Annotated in this window: 16 protein-coding genes; 2 read left to right on the forward strand and 14 right to left on the reverse strand. The window is 59.0% G+C overall.

The window, feature by feature from the left end; translation table 11 throughout:
- Nucleotides 1-20: 20 nt before the first annotated feature.
- The 4 genes from hisH to ACTJJW_RS13090 form a co-directional block, all read right to left on the reverse strand.
- On the reverse strand, nt 21-653 hold the full coding sequence (gene hisH / locus ACTJJW_RS13075) for an imidazole glycerol phosphate synthase subunit HisH (protein WP_462645336.1): 633 nt from the start codon (nt 651-653) through the stop codon (nt 21-23).
- Entirely contained in the window at nt 653-1,258 is a 606-nt protein-coding gene (gene hisB / locus ACTJJW_RS13080) for an imidazoleglycerol-phosphate dehydratase HisB (protein WP_462645338.1), read from the reverse strand. Before hisB ends, hisH begins: the two co-directional genes overlap by 1 nt.
- Nucleotides 1,255-2,343, reverse strand: coding sequence for a histidinol-phosphate transaminase (locus ACTJJW_RS13085; RefSeq protein ID WP_462645339.1), 1,089 nt, complete (start codon nt 2,341-2,343; stop codon nt 1,255-1,257). Before ACTJJW_RS13085 ends, hisB begins: the two co-directional genes overlap by 4 nt.
- Nucleotides 2,344-2,457: 114 nt before the next feature.
- Entirely contained in the window at nt 2,458-2,823 is a 366-nt protein-coding gene (locus ACTJJW_RS13090) for a LysM peptidoglycan-binding domain-containing protein (RefSeq protein ID WP_462645340.1), read from the reverse strand.
- Nucleotides 2,824-3,050: 227 nt separating this feature from the next.
- On the opposite strand from ACTJJW_RS13090, the gene lexA reads away from it, so the two are divergent.
- Nucleotides 3,051-3,740, forward strand: coding sequence for a transcriptional repressor LexA (gene lexA / locus ACTJJW_RS13095; RefSeq protein ID WP_462645342.1), 690 nt, complete (start codon nt 3,051-3,053; stop codon nt 3,738-3,740).
- Nucleotides 3,741-3,778: 38 nt separating this feature from the next.
- On the opposite strand, the gene hflX is transcribed toward lexA, so the two are convergent.
- Nucleotides 3,779-5,332: a GTPase HflX gene (gene hflX, locus ACTJJW_RS13100; protein ID WP_462645344.1), complete on the reverse strand. Its 1,554-nt coding sequence runs from the start codon at nt 5,330-5,332 to the stop codon at nt 3,779-3,781.
- 41 nt (nt 5,333-5,373) lie between these two features.
- Here hflX and ACTJJW_RS13105 point away from each other — a divergent pair, with 41 nt between their 5' ends.
- The gene (locus tag ACTJJW_RS13105; protein ID WP_462645346.1) at nt 5,374-5,997 is read left to right on the forward strand and encodes a class I SAM-dependent methyltransferase; all 624 of its coding nucleotides are present in this window, start codon (nt 5,374-5,376) and stop codon (nt 5,995-5,997) included.
- Between the two features lie 75 nt (nt 5,998-6,072).
- On the opposite strand, the gene dapF is transcribed toward ACTJJW_RS13105, so the two are convergent.
- The 9 genes from dapF to ACTJJW_RS13150 form a co-directional block, all read right to left on the reverse strand.
- Nucleotides 6,073-6,951 (reverse strand): diaminopimelate epimerase, encoded by an 879-nt coding sequence (dapF, locus tag ACTJJW_RS13110; protein ID WP_462645348.1) that lies wholly within the window; start codon nt 6,949-6,951, stop codon nt 6,073-6,075.
- Nucleotides 6,938-7,948, reverse strand: a complete 1,011-nt coding sequence (miaA, locus tag ACTJJW_RS13115; RefSeq protein ID WP_462645350.1) for a tRNA (adenosine(37)-N6)-dimethylallyltransferase MiaA — start codon at nt 7,946-7,948, stop codon at nt 6,938-6,940. Before miaA ends, dapF begins: the two co-directional genes overlap by 14 nt.
- Nucleotides 7,923-9,458 (reverse strand): tRNA (N6-isopentenyl adenosine(37)-C2)-methylthiotransferase MiaB, encoded by a 1,536-nt coding sequence (miaB, locus tag ACTJJW_RS13120; protein WP_462645351.1) that lies wholly within the window; start codon nt 9,456-9,458, stop codon nt 7,923-7,925. The genes miaA and miaB overlap by 26 nt, the downstream gene beginning before the upstream one ends.
- A 44-nt stretch (nt 9,459-9,502) precedes the next feature.
- Complete coding sequence (locus ACTJJW_RS13125) at nt 9,503-10,378, reverse strand: regulatory protein RecX (protein WP_462645353.1); 876 nt, start codon at nt 10,376-10,378, stop codon at nt 9,503-9,505.
- 8 nt (nt 10,379-10,386) lie between these two features.
- Complete coding sequence (recA, locus tag ACTJJW_RS13130) at nt 10,387-11,547, reverse strand: recombinase RecA (protein WP_462645355.1); 1,161 nt, start codon at nt 11,545-11,547, stop codon at nt 10,387-10,389.
- Between the two features lie 241 nt (nt 11,548-11,788).
- Nucleotides 11,789-12,016 carry a DUF3046 domain-containing protein gene (locus ACTJJW_RS13135; protein ID WP_462645357.1) on the reverse strand — a complete coding sequence of 76 codons (228 nt, stop codon included), beginning with the start codon at nt 12,014-12,016 and terminating at the stop codon, nt 11,789-11,791.
- A 77-nt stretch (nt 12,017-12,093) separates the two neighbouring features.
- The gene (locus ACTJJW_RS13140; RefSeq protein WP_343926726.1) at nt 12,094-12,402 is read right to left on the reverse strand and encodes a helix-turn-helix domain-containing protein; all 309 of its coding nucleotides are present in this window, start codon (nt 12,400-12,402) and stop codon (nt 12,094-12,096) included.
- A gap of 122 nt (nt 12,403-12,524) precedes the next feature.
- Entirely contained in the window at nt 12,525-14,063 is a 1,539-nt protein-coding gene (locus tag ACTJJW_RS13145) for a tripartite tricarboxylate transporter permease (RefSeq protein ID WP_462645358.1), read from the reverse strand.
- Nucleotides 14,063-14,632: a tripartite tricarboxylate transporter TctB family protein gene (locus ACTJJW_RS13150; protein ID WP_462645359.1), complete on the reverse strand. Its 570-nt coding sequence runs from the start codon at nt 14,630-14,632 to the stop codon at nt 14,063-14,065. Before ACTJJW_RS13150 ends, ACTJJW_RS13145 begins: the two co-directional genes overlap by 1 nt.

Below are 14,632 nucleotides of genomic sequence, written 5' to 3' on the forward strand. Positions count from 1 at the left end.
CACGTCGAACTGGCGCAAAATCAGAGGGTCTTCAACCAGTTGTTTAATAGTCGGATTCCCGCTTCGCCCGACTTCTCCGGGTGAAATTGAGTAGCCGTCAGGGGTCCGTTTTCAACGGCGGCGATGAAGCGACCGCCGTGGTCTGCCCAGGTCAACTTGGGTTGCGGAAAAGGGGGCTGAACGTCAAGCGTCCACTGCTGTACAGCGTATGAATGCACGAAATAGAAGCGCTCATCGCGGATCGAATCGAACAGCATTGTGTCGTCAGGGGTCTCGACGGTGTTCCACCCCATGTGGGGCAAAACTGACGCGCGTAACTTTTCTACAACACCCGGCCACTCATCCAGACCATTGGTCTGAACACCGTGCTCATCGCCCGAGGAGAACAGCACCTGCATTCCGACACAGATGCCCATCACCGGGCGACTTCCTGTAAGCCGTTTTTCAATGATCGCCCCGCCGTGCACCGATTCGAGCGCCGACATGACAGCGGCGAACGCTCCCACTCCGGGCACCAGAAGGCCGTCGGCGGCTTCAGCGACAGAACGATCTGCGCTGAGACGCACGTTCGCTCCCGCAGCCTCTAATGCCTTAGCGGCAGAGTGGATGTTGCCGGAACCGTAGTCGAGGATGACAACCGAGGGAGCTACCACTACAGTGCACCCTTGGTCGAGGGAATTCCGGTGACGCGAGCATCAGGCTCGACCGCACCGCGCAACGCGCGAGCAAAAGCCTTGAACTCGGCTTCAGCAATGTGGTGCGGGTCGCGGCCGCCCAAAACAGTGATGTGCACGGTTATGCCCGCATTGAAGCTAATCGCTTCAAAGACGTGGCGAACCATTGAACCCGTGAAGTGTCCGCCGATGAGGTGCATCTCGAAACCGGCAGGTTCGCCCGTGTGCACAAGGTAGGGGCGACCGGAAACGTCGACGACGGCGCGAACGAGTGCCTCGTCGAGCGGTACAAGTGCGTCACCGTAGCGAGAAATGCCAGCCTTGTCGCCGAGGGCCTGTTTGATCGCGAGACCCAACGCAATGCCGATGTCTTCCACCGTGTGGTGAACATCGATGTGAGTGTCACCGGTGGCTTTCACTGTGAGGTCGATCAGCGAGTGCTTCGAGAACGCCGTCAACATGTGGTCGTAGAAGGGCACGCTCGTCTCAATAGATGAGGTGCCGGTGCCGTCGAGGTTGATCGAGAGCTCAATGCTCGACTCGCTGGTTTCGCGCGTGATAGTCGCGGTGCGCTGTGAAGTCATTGTTCAACTCTACCGAGCGCTTGGAGGTCGGCCATCGCATCCAAGAAAGCGGTGGTCTCTGCTTCAGTGCCAGCAGTGACGCGCAAGTGGTTCGGGATGCCGACATCGCGGATCAAGATGTCTTGAATCAGAAGCTTGTGGAACAGCTCTTGCGGTTCTGCGACGTTGCCGAACAGCACAAAGTTCGCCTCGCTCGACACCGGGGTGAATCCCAAGGCTGCGAGCCCAGCACTCATGCGATCGCGCTGCGTTCTAATCTCGTCAACCATCGCGAGCATTTCGGGTGCGTGAGCAAGAGCGGCAACCGCGGCGGCCTGAGTGAGAGCGGAGAGGTGGTACGGCAAACGCACAAGACGCAATGCGTCGGCGATCGCTGGATCTGCTGCGAGGTAGCCGACTCGGGCCCCGGCAAACGCGAACGCTTTGCTCATGGTGCGCGAGACAATCAGTCTCGGTCGCCCGTCGAGCAGCATGAGCGCCGATTCACGGTCGGAGAACTCCGCGTAGGCCTCGTCGACCAGCACGATGCCATCGGTGGCGTCATAGGCGGCAGCGACTGTTGCATTGCTCACCGGGGTGCCGGTGGGGTTGTTCGGTGAGCAGAGGAAAACCACGTCGGGCTTGAGCTCAGCTATCGCGGCGACGACAGTCTCGGGCCTGAGGTCATAGGCAGCGTCTCGAGAGGCAGTGACCCATTCGGTGCCGGTTCCTGAAGCGATGATTGGGTGCATCGAGTAAGTAGGTGGGAAGCCAAGAACACGACGGCCAGGACCGCCGAAGGCCTGCAGCGTTTGCTGTAGGACTTCGTTCGAGCCGTTAGCGGCCCAGATGTTCTCGGCGGAGAGTCCGTGACCGAGGTAGGCGGCGAGTGCTTCTCGCAGCGCGGTGAACTCGCGATCGGGGTAGCGATTCGCCGTCATCACGGCCTTAGCGAGCGCCATCACGATGTCTGTAGCAACCGATTCGGGGATGGGATGCGTGTTCTCGTTGACGTTGAGTTGGATGCTCACCGGATCGGTGGGTGCACCGTAGGGCTTGAGGCCCCGAAGGTCATCGCGGATGGGAAGATCTGAAAGCGAAGTCACTCCACAATGTTAGATGCAGACGAGTCTCCAGCTGCACGCGCCTCTAAAAGCAGCCGAAGCATCTAGCGGGAGTGTCTAGCCACAATCTCTAGCTAATATCTGTAGCCAGATTCGCTATCCGGAGAAGCTGGCGGGGATCGCGAGCTGTTGGCCGGCGAACAAATCGGCGGACGGCAATTGGTTGATCTCGATCAGCTGGGCAACAACCTCACGAGGGTCGCGACCTGGCGCGTGCGTCTCGGCGATGTTCCAGAGAGACTGCCCTGCTGTGACATCGACATAAACGAACGCGTTCTCGTTTGACTCCAACGTTGCGGCTGCATCGCCGCCGTTGAGCGAGAACAACAGAGCGGCAATAACCAATGGCGTGGCCGCGAGCGTCATAAGAACGACACGGCCACGCGTGGTGAGGCGAAGACGTGGTGCGGACTGCCGAGCACGGGCTACCGCGTTGGGTGCAATCACTGCAGTTGACATCATTCTCTCCTCTAGGGGTTCTCGCACCCGACTCTCGGCCGGGAGGGCCGGGTGCGAAGCTGTGTTCCGAACATACATTCGAATTGTTCGAATTTCAAGTACATATTCGAACAAGCCACTGATATTACTCAGCGACACTCGAACAAATGTTTGTTTTTGGCTTCTTGTGCGGATACAGTTTCGAATGAGCCACTGACATTGGAATCGTTAGTGGCAGAAATCGAGGAATCGTGACTGACTCAACAGCCCCAAGCGGTGACGCCACAGAGCGTGGCACCCGGCGGCGTACCAGCCTGAGCGCGAAACAACTCGCGATCCTCGAAATGATTCAACGTGCCGTTGCTACTCAGGGGTACCCGCCGAGCATGCGCGAGATTGGGGATGCCGTTGGCCTCTCTTCGCTGTCGAGCGTCACCCACCAGCTGAACCAGCTAGAGCTCAGTGGCTACGTGCGTCGCGACCCCAACCGCCCACGGGCGATCGAAGTTCTCATTGACGTGCCAAGCGCGGTCGACGAATCCAGCATGATCAGCCCATCAATGGGTGACGCCGCTATGGTTCCTCTGGTCGGCCGTATCGCCGCCGGTATACCGATCACCGCAGAGCAGCACGTAGAAGAGGTATTCCCTCTCCCCCGCCAACTCGTCGGCAAGGGCGACCTCTTCATGTTGAAGGTCGTCGGAGATTCCATGATTGACGCCGCAATTTGCGACGGCGATTGGGTGGTCGTGCGTCAGCAACAGACCGCCGAAAATGGTGACATCGTTGCCGCAATGCTCGACGATGAAGCAACAGTCAAAGTCTTCCGTCAGCGCGACGGCCACACCTGGCTGCTCCCCCGCAACTCCAACTTTGAGCCGATCCTTGGCGATTATGCCCAAGTACTCGGCAAAGTCGTCACGGTGCTGCGCTCGCTTTAGCACTCGTCATTCCGACGCCAACGAGCGTCAAGCACTAGCTAGGAAGCGTTAGTCACAAACTCCTCAAGCTCCGGCAATCGTGCTGGGTGAACGAGCGCATTAACCAACGTGCCATCCTCGCGATAGTCTGTCGACAGCACACGACCCTGCACGTGCAGTCGCGAAATGACTTCACCGCGGTCATAGGGCACGAGCAGAGTGACCTCGACCTCGGGAGCTGGCAGCAGTTCCGCGATGCGCGCATTGAGCTCGTCGATGCCCTCGCCGGAGCGGGCAGAAACAAAAATGCCCGTCGGCTCAAGGCCACGAATCAGCAGTCGCTTGTCGTCATCCGCAAGATCACTCTTGTTGAACACAACAATCTCAGGGATGTCGCGAGCACCGAGTTCGCCGATGACATCGCGCACCGTGCTCAGCTGAGCGCCGGGATCGGGATGCGAGGCGTCAACAACGTGCACGATGACATCTGACTGCCCAATCTCTTCGAGCGTAGAACGGAATGCCTCGACCAGCTGATGCGGCAGGTTGCGCACGAAGCCGACGGTGTCACTGAGCGTAAACAGTCGACCGTCGGATGTCGCTGAACGCCGCACAGTGGCGTCTAGCGTCGCGAACAGGGCGTTTTCGACCAGCACGCCTGCACGGGTCAAGCGGTTGAGCAGACTCGATTTGCCTGCGTTTGTGTAACCGGCGATTGCGACGCTGGGCACCTCGAAGCGGTCACGGTTGGCACGCTTCGCTTCACGAGCAGGTGCGAACCCCTTGATCTGCTTGCGCAAGCGTGCCATGCGCGTGTGGATGCGGCGGCGATCGAGCTCGATCTTGGTCTCACCTGGACCACGGCTACCCATACCGGCACCCGCGCCACCGACCTGGCCACCGGCCTGACGAGACATCGATTCGCCCCAACCACGCAATCGCGGAAGCAAGTATTCCATTTGAGCGAGCTCTACTTGCGCTTTACCTTCGCGACTTGTCGCATGCTGGCTGAAAATGTCGAGGATGACGGCTGTGCGGTCGATCACCTTCACGCCAACAACGTCTTCGAGTGCGCGACGCTGGCTCGGAGCGAGCTCCGTATCAGCGATCACCGTGTCAGCGCCCGTGGCAGCCACCACGTCTCGCAGTTCGATCGCTTTGCCCTTGCCGAAGTATGTGCTCGGGTCGGGGTGTGAACGGCTCTGCAAGAGGCCGTCGAGGACCACTGCGCCCGCTGTCTCCGCCAGAGCGGACAACTCGCGCAGCGAATTCTCGGCATCGCGCAGAGAACCTTGACCGTAAATTCCGATGAGAACAACGTTCTCAATCCTCAACTGACGGTATTCGACCTCGGTGACATCGTCTAGCTCGGTCGAGAGACCTCGAACACGCTTCAGCGCCTGACGATCGTCTCGATCAAACTGGTCGCCGTCTCGATCTGACTCATAGTGAGCATCTGATTGGAGCGCTTGCGCGCCAGATGCACCGGAACCGAAGCGCGTTACCGCAGCATGATCCGAGCCTTCGCTGGAGAGAACACGGTCGACGGAACGCTCGGCGTCGTCGTCGCCGTTGTTGGCCTCGATACTGGTTTCTGTCGTGTTTCGCGTCATTGGGTTAACCCTACTTCTCTAGTATTCGGTAAGTTCTGTGCATGGCTAACGAGCATTACTTCTCGTCAACACCCGAGAGTGATCTCACGTTGCGGACGATTCACGCGACCATTGCTGGCGTCGAGCGTGAACTTGTCACGTCTAATGGGATCTTCAGCCCCGCGCACATTGACGCGGGAACCCAAGTTCTCTTGTCGAACGTGCCAGCGCCGCCTCCGGGAGGTAACTTGCTTGATCTCGGGTGCGGTTGGGGTCCGATGGCGCTCACCCTTGCCCTCGAATCACCTCATGCAACGGTGTGGGCGGTGGACGTCAACGAGCGCGCACTGGATCTGGTGCGCGCAAACGCCAAGAAATTGTCCATACCGAATATTAACGCGGTTCTGCCCCAGGATGTTCCCGAAGACATAACATTTATGTCTATTTGGTCGAACCCGCCCATCCGTGTTGGCAAGACCGAGCTTCACAATATTCTCGAAACCTGGCTGCCCAGACTCGAAATGGATGCGGATGCCTGGCTCGTCGTGCAACGCAATCTGGGATCAGATTCTTTACACCGCTGGATGGAATCCGCATTCCCCGAGGACTTCACATTCAGCCGGGCCGCAATCAGCAAAGGATACCGCCTACTGCGGGCACACAAACGCGCAACAGAATCCAGCTAACAGAGCCTTCGTCCGCTCAGCGGCGTGGATGCTCGCTGGCGGCCGTTCACGCGCGCTCGGCCGCGCAGTTGCTTGCTACGCCAGTTCGAGGCTGCCGGTGTAGACCAGCTCAGCGGGTCCGCTGAGCGACACATGCTCGCCATCCTCCGTCGGGAACATGCGCACAACGACTGTGCCGCCCGGAACGGCAACTCGCCACTGGTGCGGCGCGTTGGGGCCCGCGTAGTGGCGAATGGCAAGCGCTGCCGCGACCGCTCCCGTGCCACACGACTGGGTCTCGCCGCTGCCTCGCTCATGCACGCGCATCCGAATCGAACCGACTCCGTCTTTGACCATCGGCTCAGCCGGAACAACGAACTCAACGTTTGCACCATTTTCTGGCAGCGGGTCAATGATGGGGACATAGTTGAGGTCGACACGATCAAGCTCGTCTTCTTCAGCCAAGGCGACAACAACGTGGGGATTGCCGACGTTAATACCGAGCCCTGGACGCGCGACGTCAAGCTCTTTGGCACGAACGAGGGGCTCTCCGCCATCGAGTTTCCAGCGGCCCATATCGGACTGATAGCCGGCCATGTTGCGCTGCACATCGCGCACTCCGCTGCGTGTGCCAATCGGCAAAGTGTCGCCTGGCTCAAAAACAACGAAGCCGTTTTCGGCAAGATAGTGCGCGAAGACACGGATGCCGTTGCCACACATCTCAGCAATACTTCCGTCGGCATTGCGGTAATCCATGTACCACTCAGCGTCAGCGTCTTCGGCTAGCGCCGCGGCTCCCACGTCAATATTGCGTGAGCGAACTGCGCGAATAACCCCATCGGCGCCCACACCAAAACGGCGGTCGCAGATAGCCGCAACCTGCTGCGGAGTGAGGTCGAGCTCACCATCGGGATCGGCAAACAGAACAAAATCGTTGCCGGTTCCCTGACCTTTAGTGAAGTTAAGCGTCGCCATGCACACCATTCTCCCCCATCACGATCGCCAGAGCACGCTGCGCACGCTCAGGGTCGTCGTACTGAAGCCAGCAACACTGGTCGTAGCGCTTGAACCAGCCTACTTGGCGGCGCGCGTAGCGGCGAGTGAGAGCCGCAGTCTGCTCGATTGCCTCCGCCTCAGTGAGCGTGCCATCCAACTGTTCGATGGCTTGCGCGTACCCGATTGCGCGGGCCGCGGTGACACCCAAGCCTTGTGGACGAAGCTCACGAAGCTCACGAAGCTCACGAAGCTCCTCGAGGAGGCCCGAATCCCACATGCGGCGAACACGCTCATTGAGTCGAGCGACTAGTTCGTCGCGGGGGGCCGCGATGCCGAGGATGTGCGCCGGCGTCCACAATTTCTGTTCTTGAGGCAGTCCTGCACCGAATGGTTTGCCCGTAATCTCGATGACTTCGAGCGCTCGAACGATTCTGCGACCGTTGCTCGCGCCGATAGATTGCGCCGCGTCGGCATCCAACTCCCGCAATCGTCGAAACAGGATGCCAACGCCGAGTGCTTCTAGCTCGGCCTCAAGTCGTGCCCGAACATGGGGATCGCGGGCCGGAAACTGGAAGTCATGGATGACGCTCGACACGTAGAGGCCAGAGCCTCCGACCAAGATCGGCACCTGTCCTGCACCTTGGATCTCGCGGATGATCGTGCGAGCGTCTGACTGATATTGGGCGACGCTGGCATCGTCTGTTGGATCAAGAACGTCGAGCAGATGATGCGGGATGCCGCGGCGTTCCGCGACGGGGAGCTTGGCTGTGCCGATATCCATTCCGCGGTAGAGCTGCATCGCATCAGCGTTGATGATCTGTGCTGGTATTCCTCGTTGAGCGAGTGCTTCGGCAAGGTCGAGTGAGAGCTCCGACTTGCCGGTGCCTGTTGCGCCGACAATAACGACGAGGTCGTGAGTTATGCCGCCAAGCTCAGCCGCACCGTCAGGCCTAGCGGAGGGAGTCTGTGGGGTCATAGATTGGCGTTGTCGAGACACGGATTGTCGGGAGCCCGAGCGATACCCGCGGACCGGCCTCGCTTGTTGCGGCGCTCGTTGGCACTCCGCAGGACTCGGCTTGCGCGCGATCCCACGCGTCACCTGCGGTGGTGCGACGAATGTCGAGCACACCGCCGGCGGGAGTATCGGCAACAAGGTGGAAGGCTGCAGCTTCGGTGATCGTCAGAGTGACGACATCCCCGGGACGGGGCGTTGCGCTGCCGTCGAGAATATCAAAGTGAACAAGTCGCGAGTCTTCTGCGCGACCCGAAAGCCTAGCGGTCTCGGCCTGCTTGCGCCCTTCGGTAGCTGTGACCATGACCTGCACGGTGCGACCGATTTGTTTGTCGTTCTCTTCCCGCGAAATGCGGTCTTGGAGCGCCGCAAGTCGTTCGTAGCGTTCCTGAACGATCTCTTTGGGGATCTGGTCGTCCATCGTGGCTGCTGGGGTCCCCGGTCGGATGGAGTACTGGAACGTGTAGGCGGAGGCAAAGCGCGACTCTTCCACTACGCGCAGGGTCTCTTGGAAGTCTTCTTCGGTCTCGCCCGGGAATCCGACGATGATGTCTGTGGTGATTGCAGCGTGCGGCATCTGGGCGCGAACTCGGTCGAGGATGCCAAGGAATTTGGTTGAGCGGTAGCTACGGCGCATTGCTTTGAGAATGCGGTCTGACCCCGACTGCAGCGGCATGTGGAGTTGCGGCATCACGTTGGGCGTTTCGGCCATGGCGTCGATGACGTCGTCGGTGAATGCTGCTGGATGCGGGCTGGTGAAGCGCACGCGTTCGAGGCCTTCGATTGCTCCGGCCGCGCGCAGGAGCTTGCTGAATGCCTGGCGATCGCCAAATTCAACACCGTAGGAGTTGACGTTCTGCCCGAGCAGAGTTACTTCGATGGCACCGTCGTCGACGATGGCTTGCACTTCAGCGAGGATGTCGCCGGGGCGTCGATCTTTCTCTTTGCCTCGCAGCGCGGGAACGATGCAGAACGTGCAGGTGTTGTTGCAGCCTACTGAGATCGATACCCAGGCGCTGTGAGTGGATTCTCGTCTGGCGGGAAGCGTCGAGGGAAATACATCGAGTGACTCAAGGATCTCGAGTTGCGCCTCTTCGTTGTGGCGGGCGCGTTCAAGTAGTGCCGGCAGTGAACCCATGTTGTGGGTTCCAAACACCACATCGACCCAGGGCGCTTTGTCGAGGATGACGTTCTTGTCTTTTTGGGCAAGGCATCCGCCGACGGCAATTTGCATGCCTTCGTGTTCCCTTTTGACGCTGGCGAGCATGCCGAGGTTGCCGTACAGCTTATTGTCGGCATTCTCGCGAACCGCGCAGGTGTTGATGACGACGACGTCTGCTTGACCCTCGGTTGCTCGGATGTATCCGGCTGCTTCAAGAGAGCCGCTGAGCCGTTCGGAGTCGTGCACATTCATCTGGCACCCGTAGGTGCGCACCTCGTAGCTGCGCGGGCTAGCAAGTTTTTCGTCAATCATGTCTTCCACCTTAAGCCTCTGAGAGGACTTAGTTTGACGGTGCTCTAGCGAAAGACGGGGCCACTGGAGGATTCGTCGGAACCAGACGCAAGCGCTGCGGTCACTGCTGCTGAGACGACGGAGCCAGAGTAGCCCTTGCGCATAAGGAAGCCGGTGAGTCGGCGCTTCGCAGTGACGCCATCGAGCGAGCGAAGCTGAGGGGCACGTTTGAGTGCAATCTCGGTCGCGCGCTCTTGCTCTTCGTCTCGATCATCATCAAGCACGGCAGAAATATGCTCTTGGTCAATCTTGCGGCGTCGCAATTCGGCGCGGATCGCTGAGGCTCCGAGCTTTTTGCGGTCGCGCAGCGTTCGCGTGAGTGTCTCTGCAAGCGCGGCGTCGTCGAGTAGGCCACAGTTCTCTAGCCGCTCGACTTCACTATCGATGTCTTCTGACTCAAATTCTCGGGTTCCCAGAAACTGCGTCATCTCGTGTGATGACATGCCACGTCGAGCTAGCGCCCGCATGCTGACGCGACTGATCTCTGAAAAGCCGTCGCGCGCTTGTCGTCTTTGCGCTTTCGACTGCGCGTGAACTGGCTCCGCTTCCGGCTCCACAGCATCCGCTTCTCGCGACTGCTCGCCAGTTTGTGCTGAGGTGAAGTCGGCCATGGTCGGGAGTGCACGAACGGGCGCGAGAGCGACCACGGGCGCCCCCGCATCCGTGTCCGGGTTCGTGTCTGCGCCTGTGTTCGTGTCAGCGCGTGTGTCCATGGATGAATCCGCCCCTGTGTAGGTTTCAGCTACGCCGGCGCTCGATTCGGATACTGATGACTCCTCCGACGACGAAGCTGTCGCTGTCGTTTCGGTGTGTTTGGTGCCAGAACGGTTGCCAAACAGGTTGATGACTGGTGCGAGGTATTCCTCGTCGGAGGGAGTCATGGTTGAACCTACTGGCCTACGGCCGTTTTGAGTGGCATGGTTGCGTTGTCAGCTACCGGCAGCACTGGCCCGTCAGCTTTGGCACTGGCCTGTGCAACTTTCTCCGCCTTTTCAGCCTTAACCGCAGCATCCGCGACAGCTTTCGCCTCGCTCGCGTTTGCGGCTTTCGCTTCTGCACCCACCCCAAGCTTGCGCATGATCTTCTGCTCGATCTCGAGCGCGATGGCCGGGTTTTGGAGCAGGAATGCACGAGACTTTTCTTTACCCTGACCGAGCTGATCGCCGTCGTAGGTGTACCAGGCGCCCGATTTACGCACGATTTCGTGATCTACACCGAAGTCGATGAGGCTACCTTCGCGAGAAATTCCGATGCCATAAAGGATGTCGAACTCCGCCTGCTTGAATGGCGGGGCCATCTTGTTCTTGACGACTTTGACTCGCGTGCGGTTACCTACAGCATCCGTGCCGTCTTTCAGCGTTTCGATACGGCGAATATCAAGTCGAACGGAGGCGTAGAACTTGAGCGCCTTACCACCAGCGGTGGTTTCGGGGCTACCAAAGAAGACACCGATCTTTTCACGCAACTGGTTGACGAAGATCATGGTGGTATTGGTCTGGCTGAGGCCACCGGTGAGCTTACGCAGAGCCTGTGACATGAGTCGAGCCTGAAGACCAACGTGCGCGTCACCCATCTCTCCTTCAATTTCTGCACGGGGAACAAGAGCCGCAACCGAGTCGATAACAATGAGGTCAATGGACCCGCTTCGCACCAGCATGTCGGCGATTTCAAGCGCCTGCTCACCGGTGTCAGGCTGGGAAACCAGCAGCGCGTCGATGTCTACGCCAAGCTTTGCAGCGTATTCAGGGTCGAGCGCGTGCTCGGCATCAATAAAGGCGGCAATTCCGCCATTACGCTGAGCATTGGCGATCGCATGCAAAGTTAGCGTCGTCTTACCCGAGGACTCCGGACCGTAGATCTCTACAATTCTTCCCCTGGGAAGCCCCCCTATGCCCAGCGCGACATCCAGAGCGATTGAGCCGGTGGGGATTACCTCGACCGGAGCGCGCTCATCGCTGCCGAGGCGCATAACCGAGCCTTTGCCGAACTGGCGGTCAATTTGAGCGAGAGCTGTCTCGAGGGACTTCTCGCGGTCTGCTGCTGATGGCATTACATCTTCTCCATTGGTCGTAGGTTGCTGCCCATAGGCTGTCGCGATTCGTGTGGACCGGTGATGCAAGGTCCGCAACCTCCCGACAAAGGCTGTGTTACTAAATGCCACGTTACGTGCCTGATCTGACATTCCAGAGAAGCGACGTGCCGTGTGCGCCCAAAAGTTGTATTCGATTGGATGTTAGGGGGAAGACTAACAAGATCGAACAGATGTTCGAACCCACCACGCGGGCGCGGAGCTACTGATTCTTGGGTTCGCGTTGCCCAACACCGTAGCGGCGCTCCGACGGAACATCCATCGCATCGCACAGCGCAGCCCACACTTGGCGCGCGGGAACACCGCGAGACAGTGCTTGAGCGGCAGTGACACTACCGACAGAACCCAAGACCTGATCGTTGACGAGCACCCGACCATAGGGTTCGCCAAACTCATCGGCGACAGCCGTCCAAAACTCACTCACTCGCATGCGACCACCCTATGCTTGCCTGGCTTAAGCAACGAATGCCCCGCTCCTGCAGGAGCGAGGCATTCGAGGTGCACTATTTAGCGCGAAACCAAGGTCGAATCGAACTCGGCAACGAGCTCATCGGGCAGAGTATCGGGGATCATCGTTGCACCTTCAATAACGGCGAGACGATCGCCAACCTCACGCATGATTACGGAGATCGGTGTATCGAGGGCTTCGGCTACCGAAGCAAGAATTTCAGAGCTGGCCTCTTTTTGACCCCGCTCAACCTCACTGAGGTATCCGAGCGCAACGCTCGCTTTGCTTGCGACCTGACGAAGGGTGCGTCCCTTTTGCAGGCGCACGTCGCGGAGAACGTCACCGATTTCTTGACGGACTAGAACCATTGGACCCTCCCTTAATGTTCAGTGATAGAAAAGCTTACCGTGCTGAAACTGTAGCTAATTCCATCTGTATATGTGTTGTGAGTACATAGTCTGTAATCAAAAAGAGTTCCCAGATATTCCCGCTACGGGGCACTAACTTCGTCCGCCTCGACGGGTTCGCGCTCCATCCACTGCTGGCGATGCTTGAGAAACAGGCCAAGTGCGAGGAAGCCGACAAGTGAAATATAGGCGATCGCCGCAAACGGACTCGTCACCAGCGCACTGAGATCACCCTGGCTGATAGCGAGTGCCTTGCGCAGCTGAGTCTCGGCCATGGGGCCAAGAATTCCGCCAATTACCATCGGCGCCACAGGATATCCGAAGCGTCGCATGAGGAACCCGACAAGACCTACGACCAGCAGAATCAGAACATCAAGGTAGTTGAAGTTCATCGCGAATGCACCAAGAGCAGCGAACAACAGGATGCCGGAGTAAAGATACGGGCGCGGCACTTGGAGTACTTTCACCCAGATGCCGACGAGCGGGAGGTTGAGCACGAGCAACATGATGTTGCCGATATATAGACTCGCAATCAATGCCCAGACGAGAGCGCTCTGGTTCTGAAACAGCAGCGGTCCTGGTTGAATTCCGTACGACTGGAATGCCGACAGAATGATCGCCGCCGTGGCCGTAGTGGGCAGCCCCAGAGTCAGCAGGGGAACAAGCACTCCCGCGGCCGCAGCGTTGTTTGCCGATTCGGGGCCAGCAACTCCTTCAATCGCTCCCTTGCCAAACGCTGCTTTTCTGTCTTTCTTGGCCAGCCGCTTCTCTGCAGCGTACGAGAGGAAGGTTGCGACATCCGCCCCGCCAGCGGGAATGGTGCCGATTGGAAAGCCGATCGCCGTGCCGCGCAACCACGGGCGCCAGGACAGAGCCCAGTCTTCTTTGCTCATCCAGTTGCGCCACCCCTTGGTAACCGGGATCAGAGTGACCGGACCAGACTTGAGACGAGAAGCGACGTACAGAGATTCTCCAACGGCGAAGAGGCCGACAGCGATCAGAACCACGTCGATTCCATCGGCAAGAACAGGAACCCCTCCGGTGAAACGCTGCTGGCCAGTGAGGACCTCCGTGCCTACGAGTCCCAGAAAGAGCCCAAGTCCCAGCGACAGCATTCCGCGTGAAACGGACTTCCCCATGAGCGCGCCAACCGTCGTAAAGGCAACGATCATGAGCGCGAAGTAATCAGGTGGCCCAAGGGTTACGGCCCAACGCGCCAGAATCGGCGCCACAAGAGTGAGCCCCACTGTGGCAACACTGGCTGCAATAAAGGATCCGATTGCCGCTGTCGCCAGCGCTGCTGCCCCGCGACCCTTTTTCGCCATCTTGTTACCTTCGAGCGCGGTGACGATGGACGCCGATTCTCCGGGTGTATTCAGAAGAATCGAGGTCGTTGATCCGCCATACATTCCACCGTAGTAGATGCCCGCAAACACGATAAGTGCTGCTGTGGGGTCGAGCGTGTAGGTAATCGGGAGCAACAGCGCCACGGTCATTGCGGGTCCGATCCCGGGGAGAACACCGACCGCAGTGCCTACCACAACGCCGAAAAAAGCGAAGAGGAGGTATTCCGGCTGAAGGGCGGTCGCGAAGCCCGCCATGAGCTGACCAAAATTATCCATCAGAAAAAGGGAATCCAATCGAGTAGTGGTCCTGCCGGGAGTGAAAGTCCGAGCAACCGACCGAAGAGAAAGTAGATCGTGAAGGCGAGGGCTAGTGCGATCGGGATCGCCCAGCGCAGTTGCCTAGCGCCAAGACTCCACGCCGCTCCGGCAAACAGCAGCGCTGCTGCAAACGGCCATCCAATGAACTGGATGAGATAGGCATGAGCTGTAAAGAAGGCTATGAGCTTGCCGACCGTCACCCAGTCAGTTTCAGGCGAACTATCGATGTCTTCGCCCTCCTCAGCCTCGCCTAATCGACCTCTCCGCACGCCAACAAAAACTGCGATGCCGCCGCACAGCAACAACGCCCCCACTAGGTAGGGAAAGGATCGCGGGCCCAGCGTGTTACTTGAGATAGGAATTCGGATGAAGTTGGCGGCGATGAGAACGTAAATTCCGATGCCCGCTGCAAGAGCAGCGAAAAGGTACTCGCCGATCGGAATGCGTCGGCTAGAACTACTTTCGGAAACGGAGTGGGGCTCGCCCGGCGCCGAGACGCCGGACGAGCCTGACTGTGGAGATGTCAT

This window comes from Rhodoglobus galactosidasius, from assembly GCF_054957775.1.

What these genes read in the sequence shown, in the direction of transcription:
- ACTJJW_RS13125 (WP_462645353.1), bottom strand. Translation starts at nt 10,378, where the DNA reads ATGACTCCCTCCGACGAGGAATACCTCGCACCAGTCATCAACCTGTTT.
- ACTJJW_RS13140 (WP_343926726.1), bottom strand. Translation starts at nt 12,402, where the DNA reads ATGGTTCTAGTCCGTCAAGAAATCGGTGACGTTCTCCGCGACGTGCGC.
- miaA (WP_462645350.1), bottom strand. Translation starts at nt 7,948, where the DNA reads ATGACCCCACAGACTCCCTCCGCTAGGCCTGACGGTGCGGCTGAGCTT.
- ACTJJW_RS13105 (WP_462645346.1), top strand. Translation starts at nt 5,374, where the DNA reads ATGGCTAACGAGCATTACTTCTCGTCAACACCCGAGAGTGATCTCACG.
- recA (WP_462645355.1), bottom strand. Translation starts at nt 11,547, where the DNA reads ATGCCATCAGCAGCAGACCGCGAGAAGTCCCTCGAGACAGCTCTCGCT.
- hflX (WP_462645344.1), bottom strand. Translation starts at nt 5,332, where the DNA reads ATGACGCGAAACACGACAGAAACCAGTATCGAGGCCAACAACGGCGAC.
- ACTJJW_RS13145 (WP_462645358.1), bottom strand. Translation starts at nt 14,063, where the DNA reads ATGGATAATTTTGGTCAGCTCATGGCGGGCTTCGCGACCGCCCTTCAG.
- hisB (WP_462645338.1), bottom strand. Translation starts at nt 1,258, where the DNA reads ATGACTTCACAGCGCACCGCGACTATCACGCGCGAAACCAGCGAGTCG.
- ACTJJW_RS13135 (WP_462645357.1), bottom strand. Translation starts at nt 12,016, where the DNA reads ATGCGAGTGAGTGAGTTTTGGACGGCTGTCGCCGATGAGTTTGGCGAA.
- dapF (WP_462645348.1), bottom strand. Translation starts at nt 6,951, where the DNA reads ATGGCGACGCTTAACTTCACTAAAGGTCAGGGAACCGGCAACGATTTT.
- miaB (WP_462645351.1), bottom strand. Translation starts at nt 9,458, where the DNA reads ATGATTGACGAAAAACTTGCTAGCCCGCGCAGCTACGAGGTGCGCACC.
- ACTJJW_RS13090 (WP_462645340.1), bottom strand. Translation starts at nt 2,823, where the DNA reads ATGATGTCAACTGCAGTGATTGCACCCAACGCGGTAGCCCGTGCTCGG.
- ACTJJW_RS13150 (WP_462645359.1), bottom strand. Translation starts at nt 14,632, where the DNA reads ATGACATCTCCACAGTCAGGCTCGTCCGGCGTCTCGGCGCCGGGCGAG.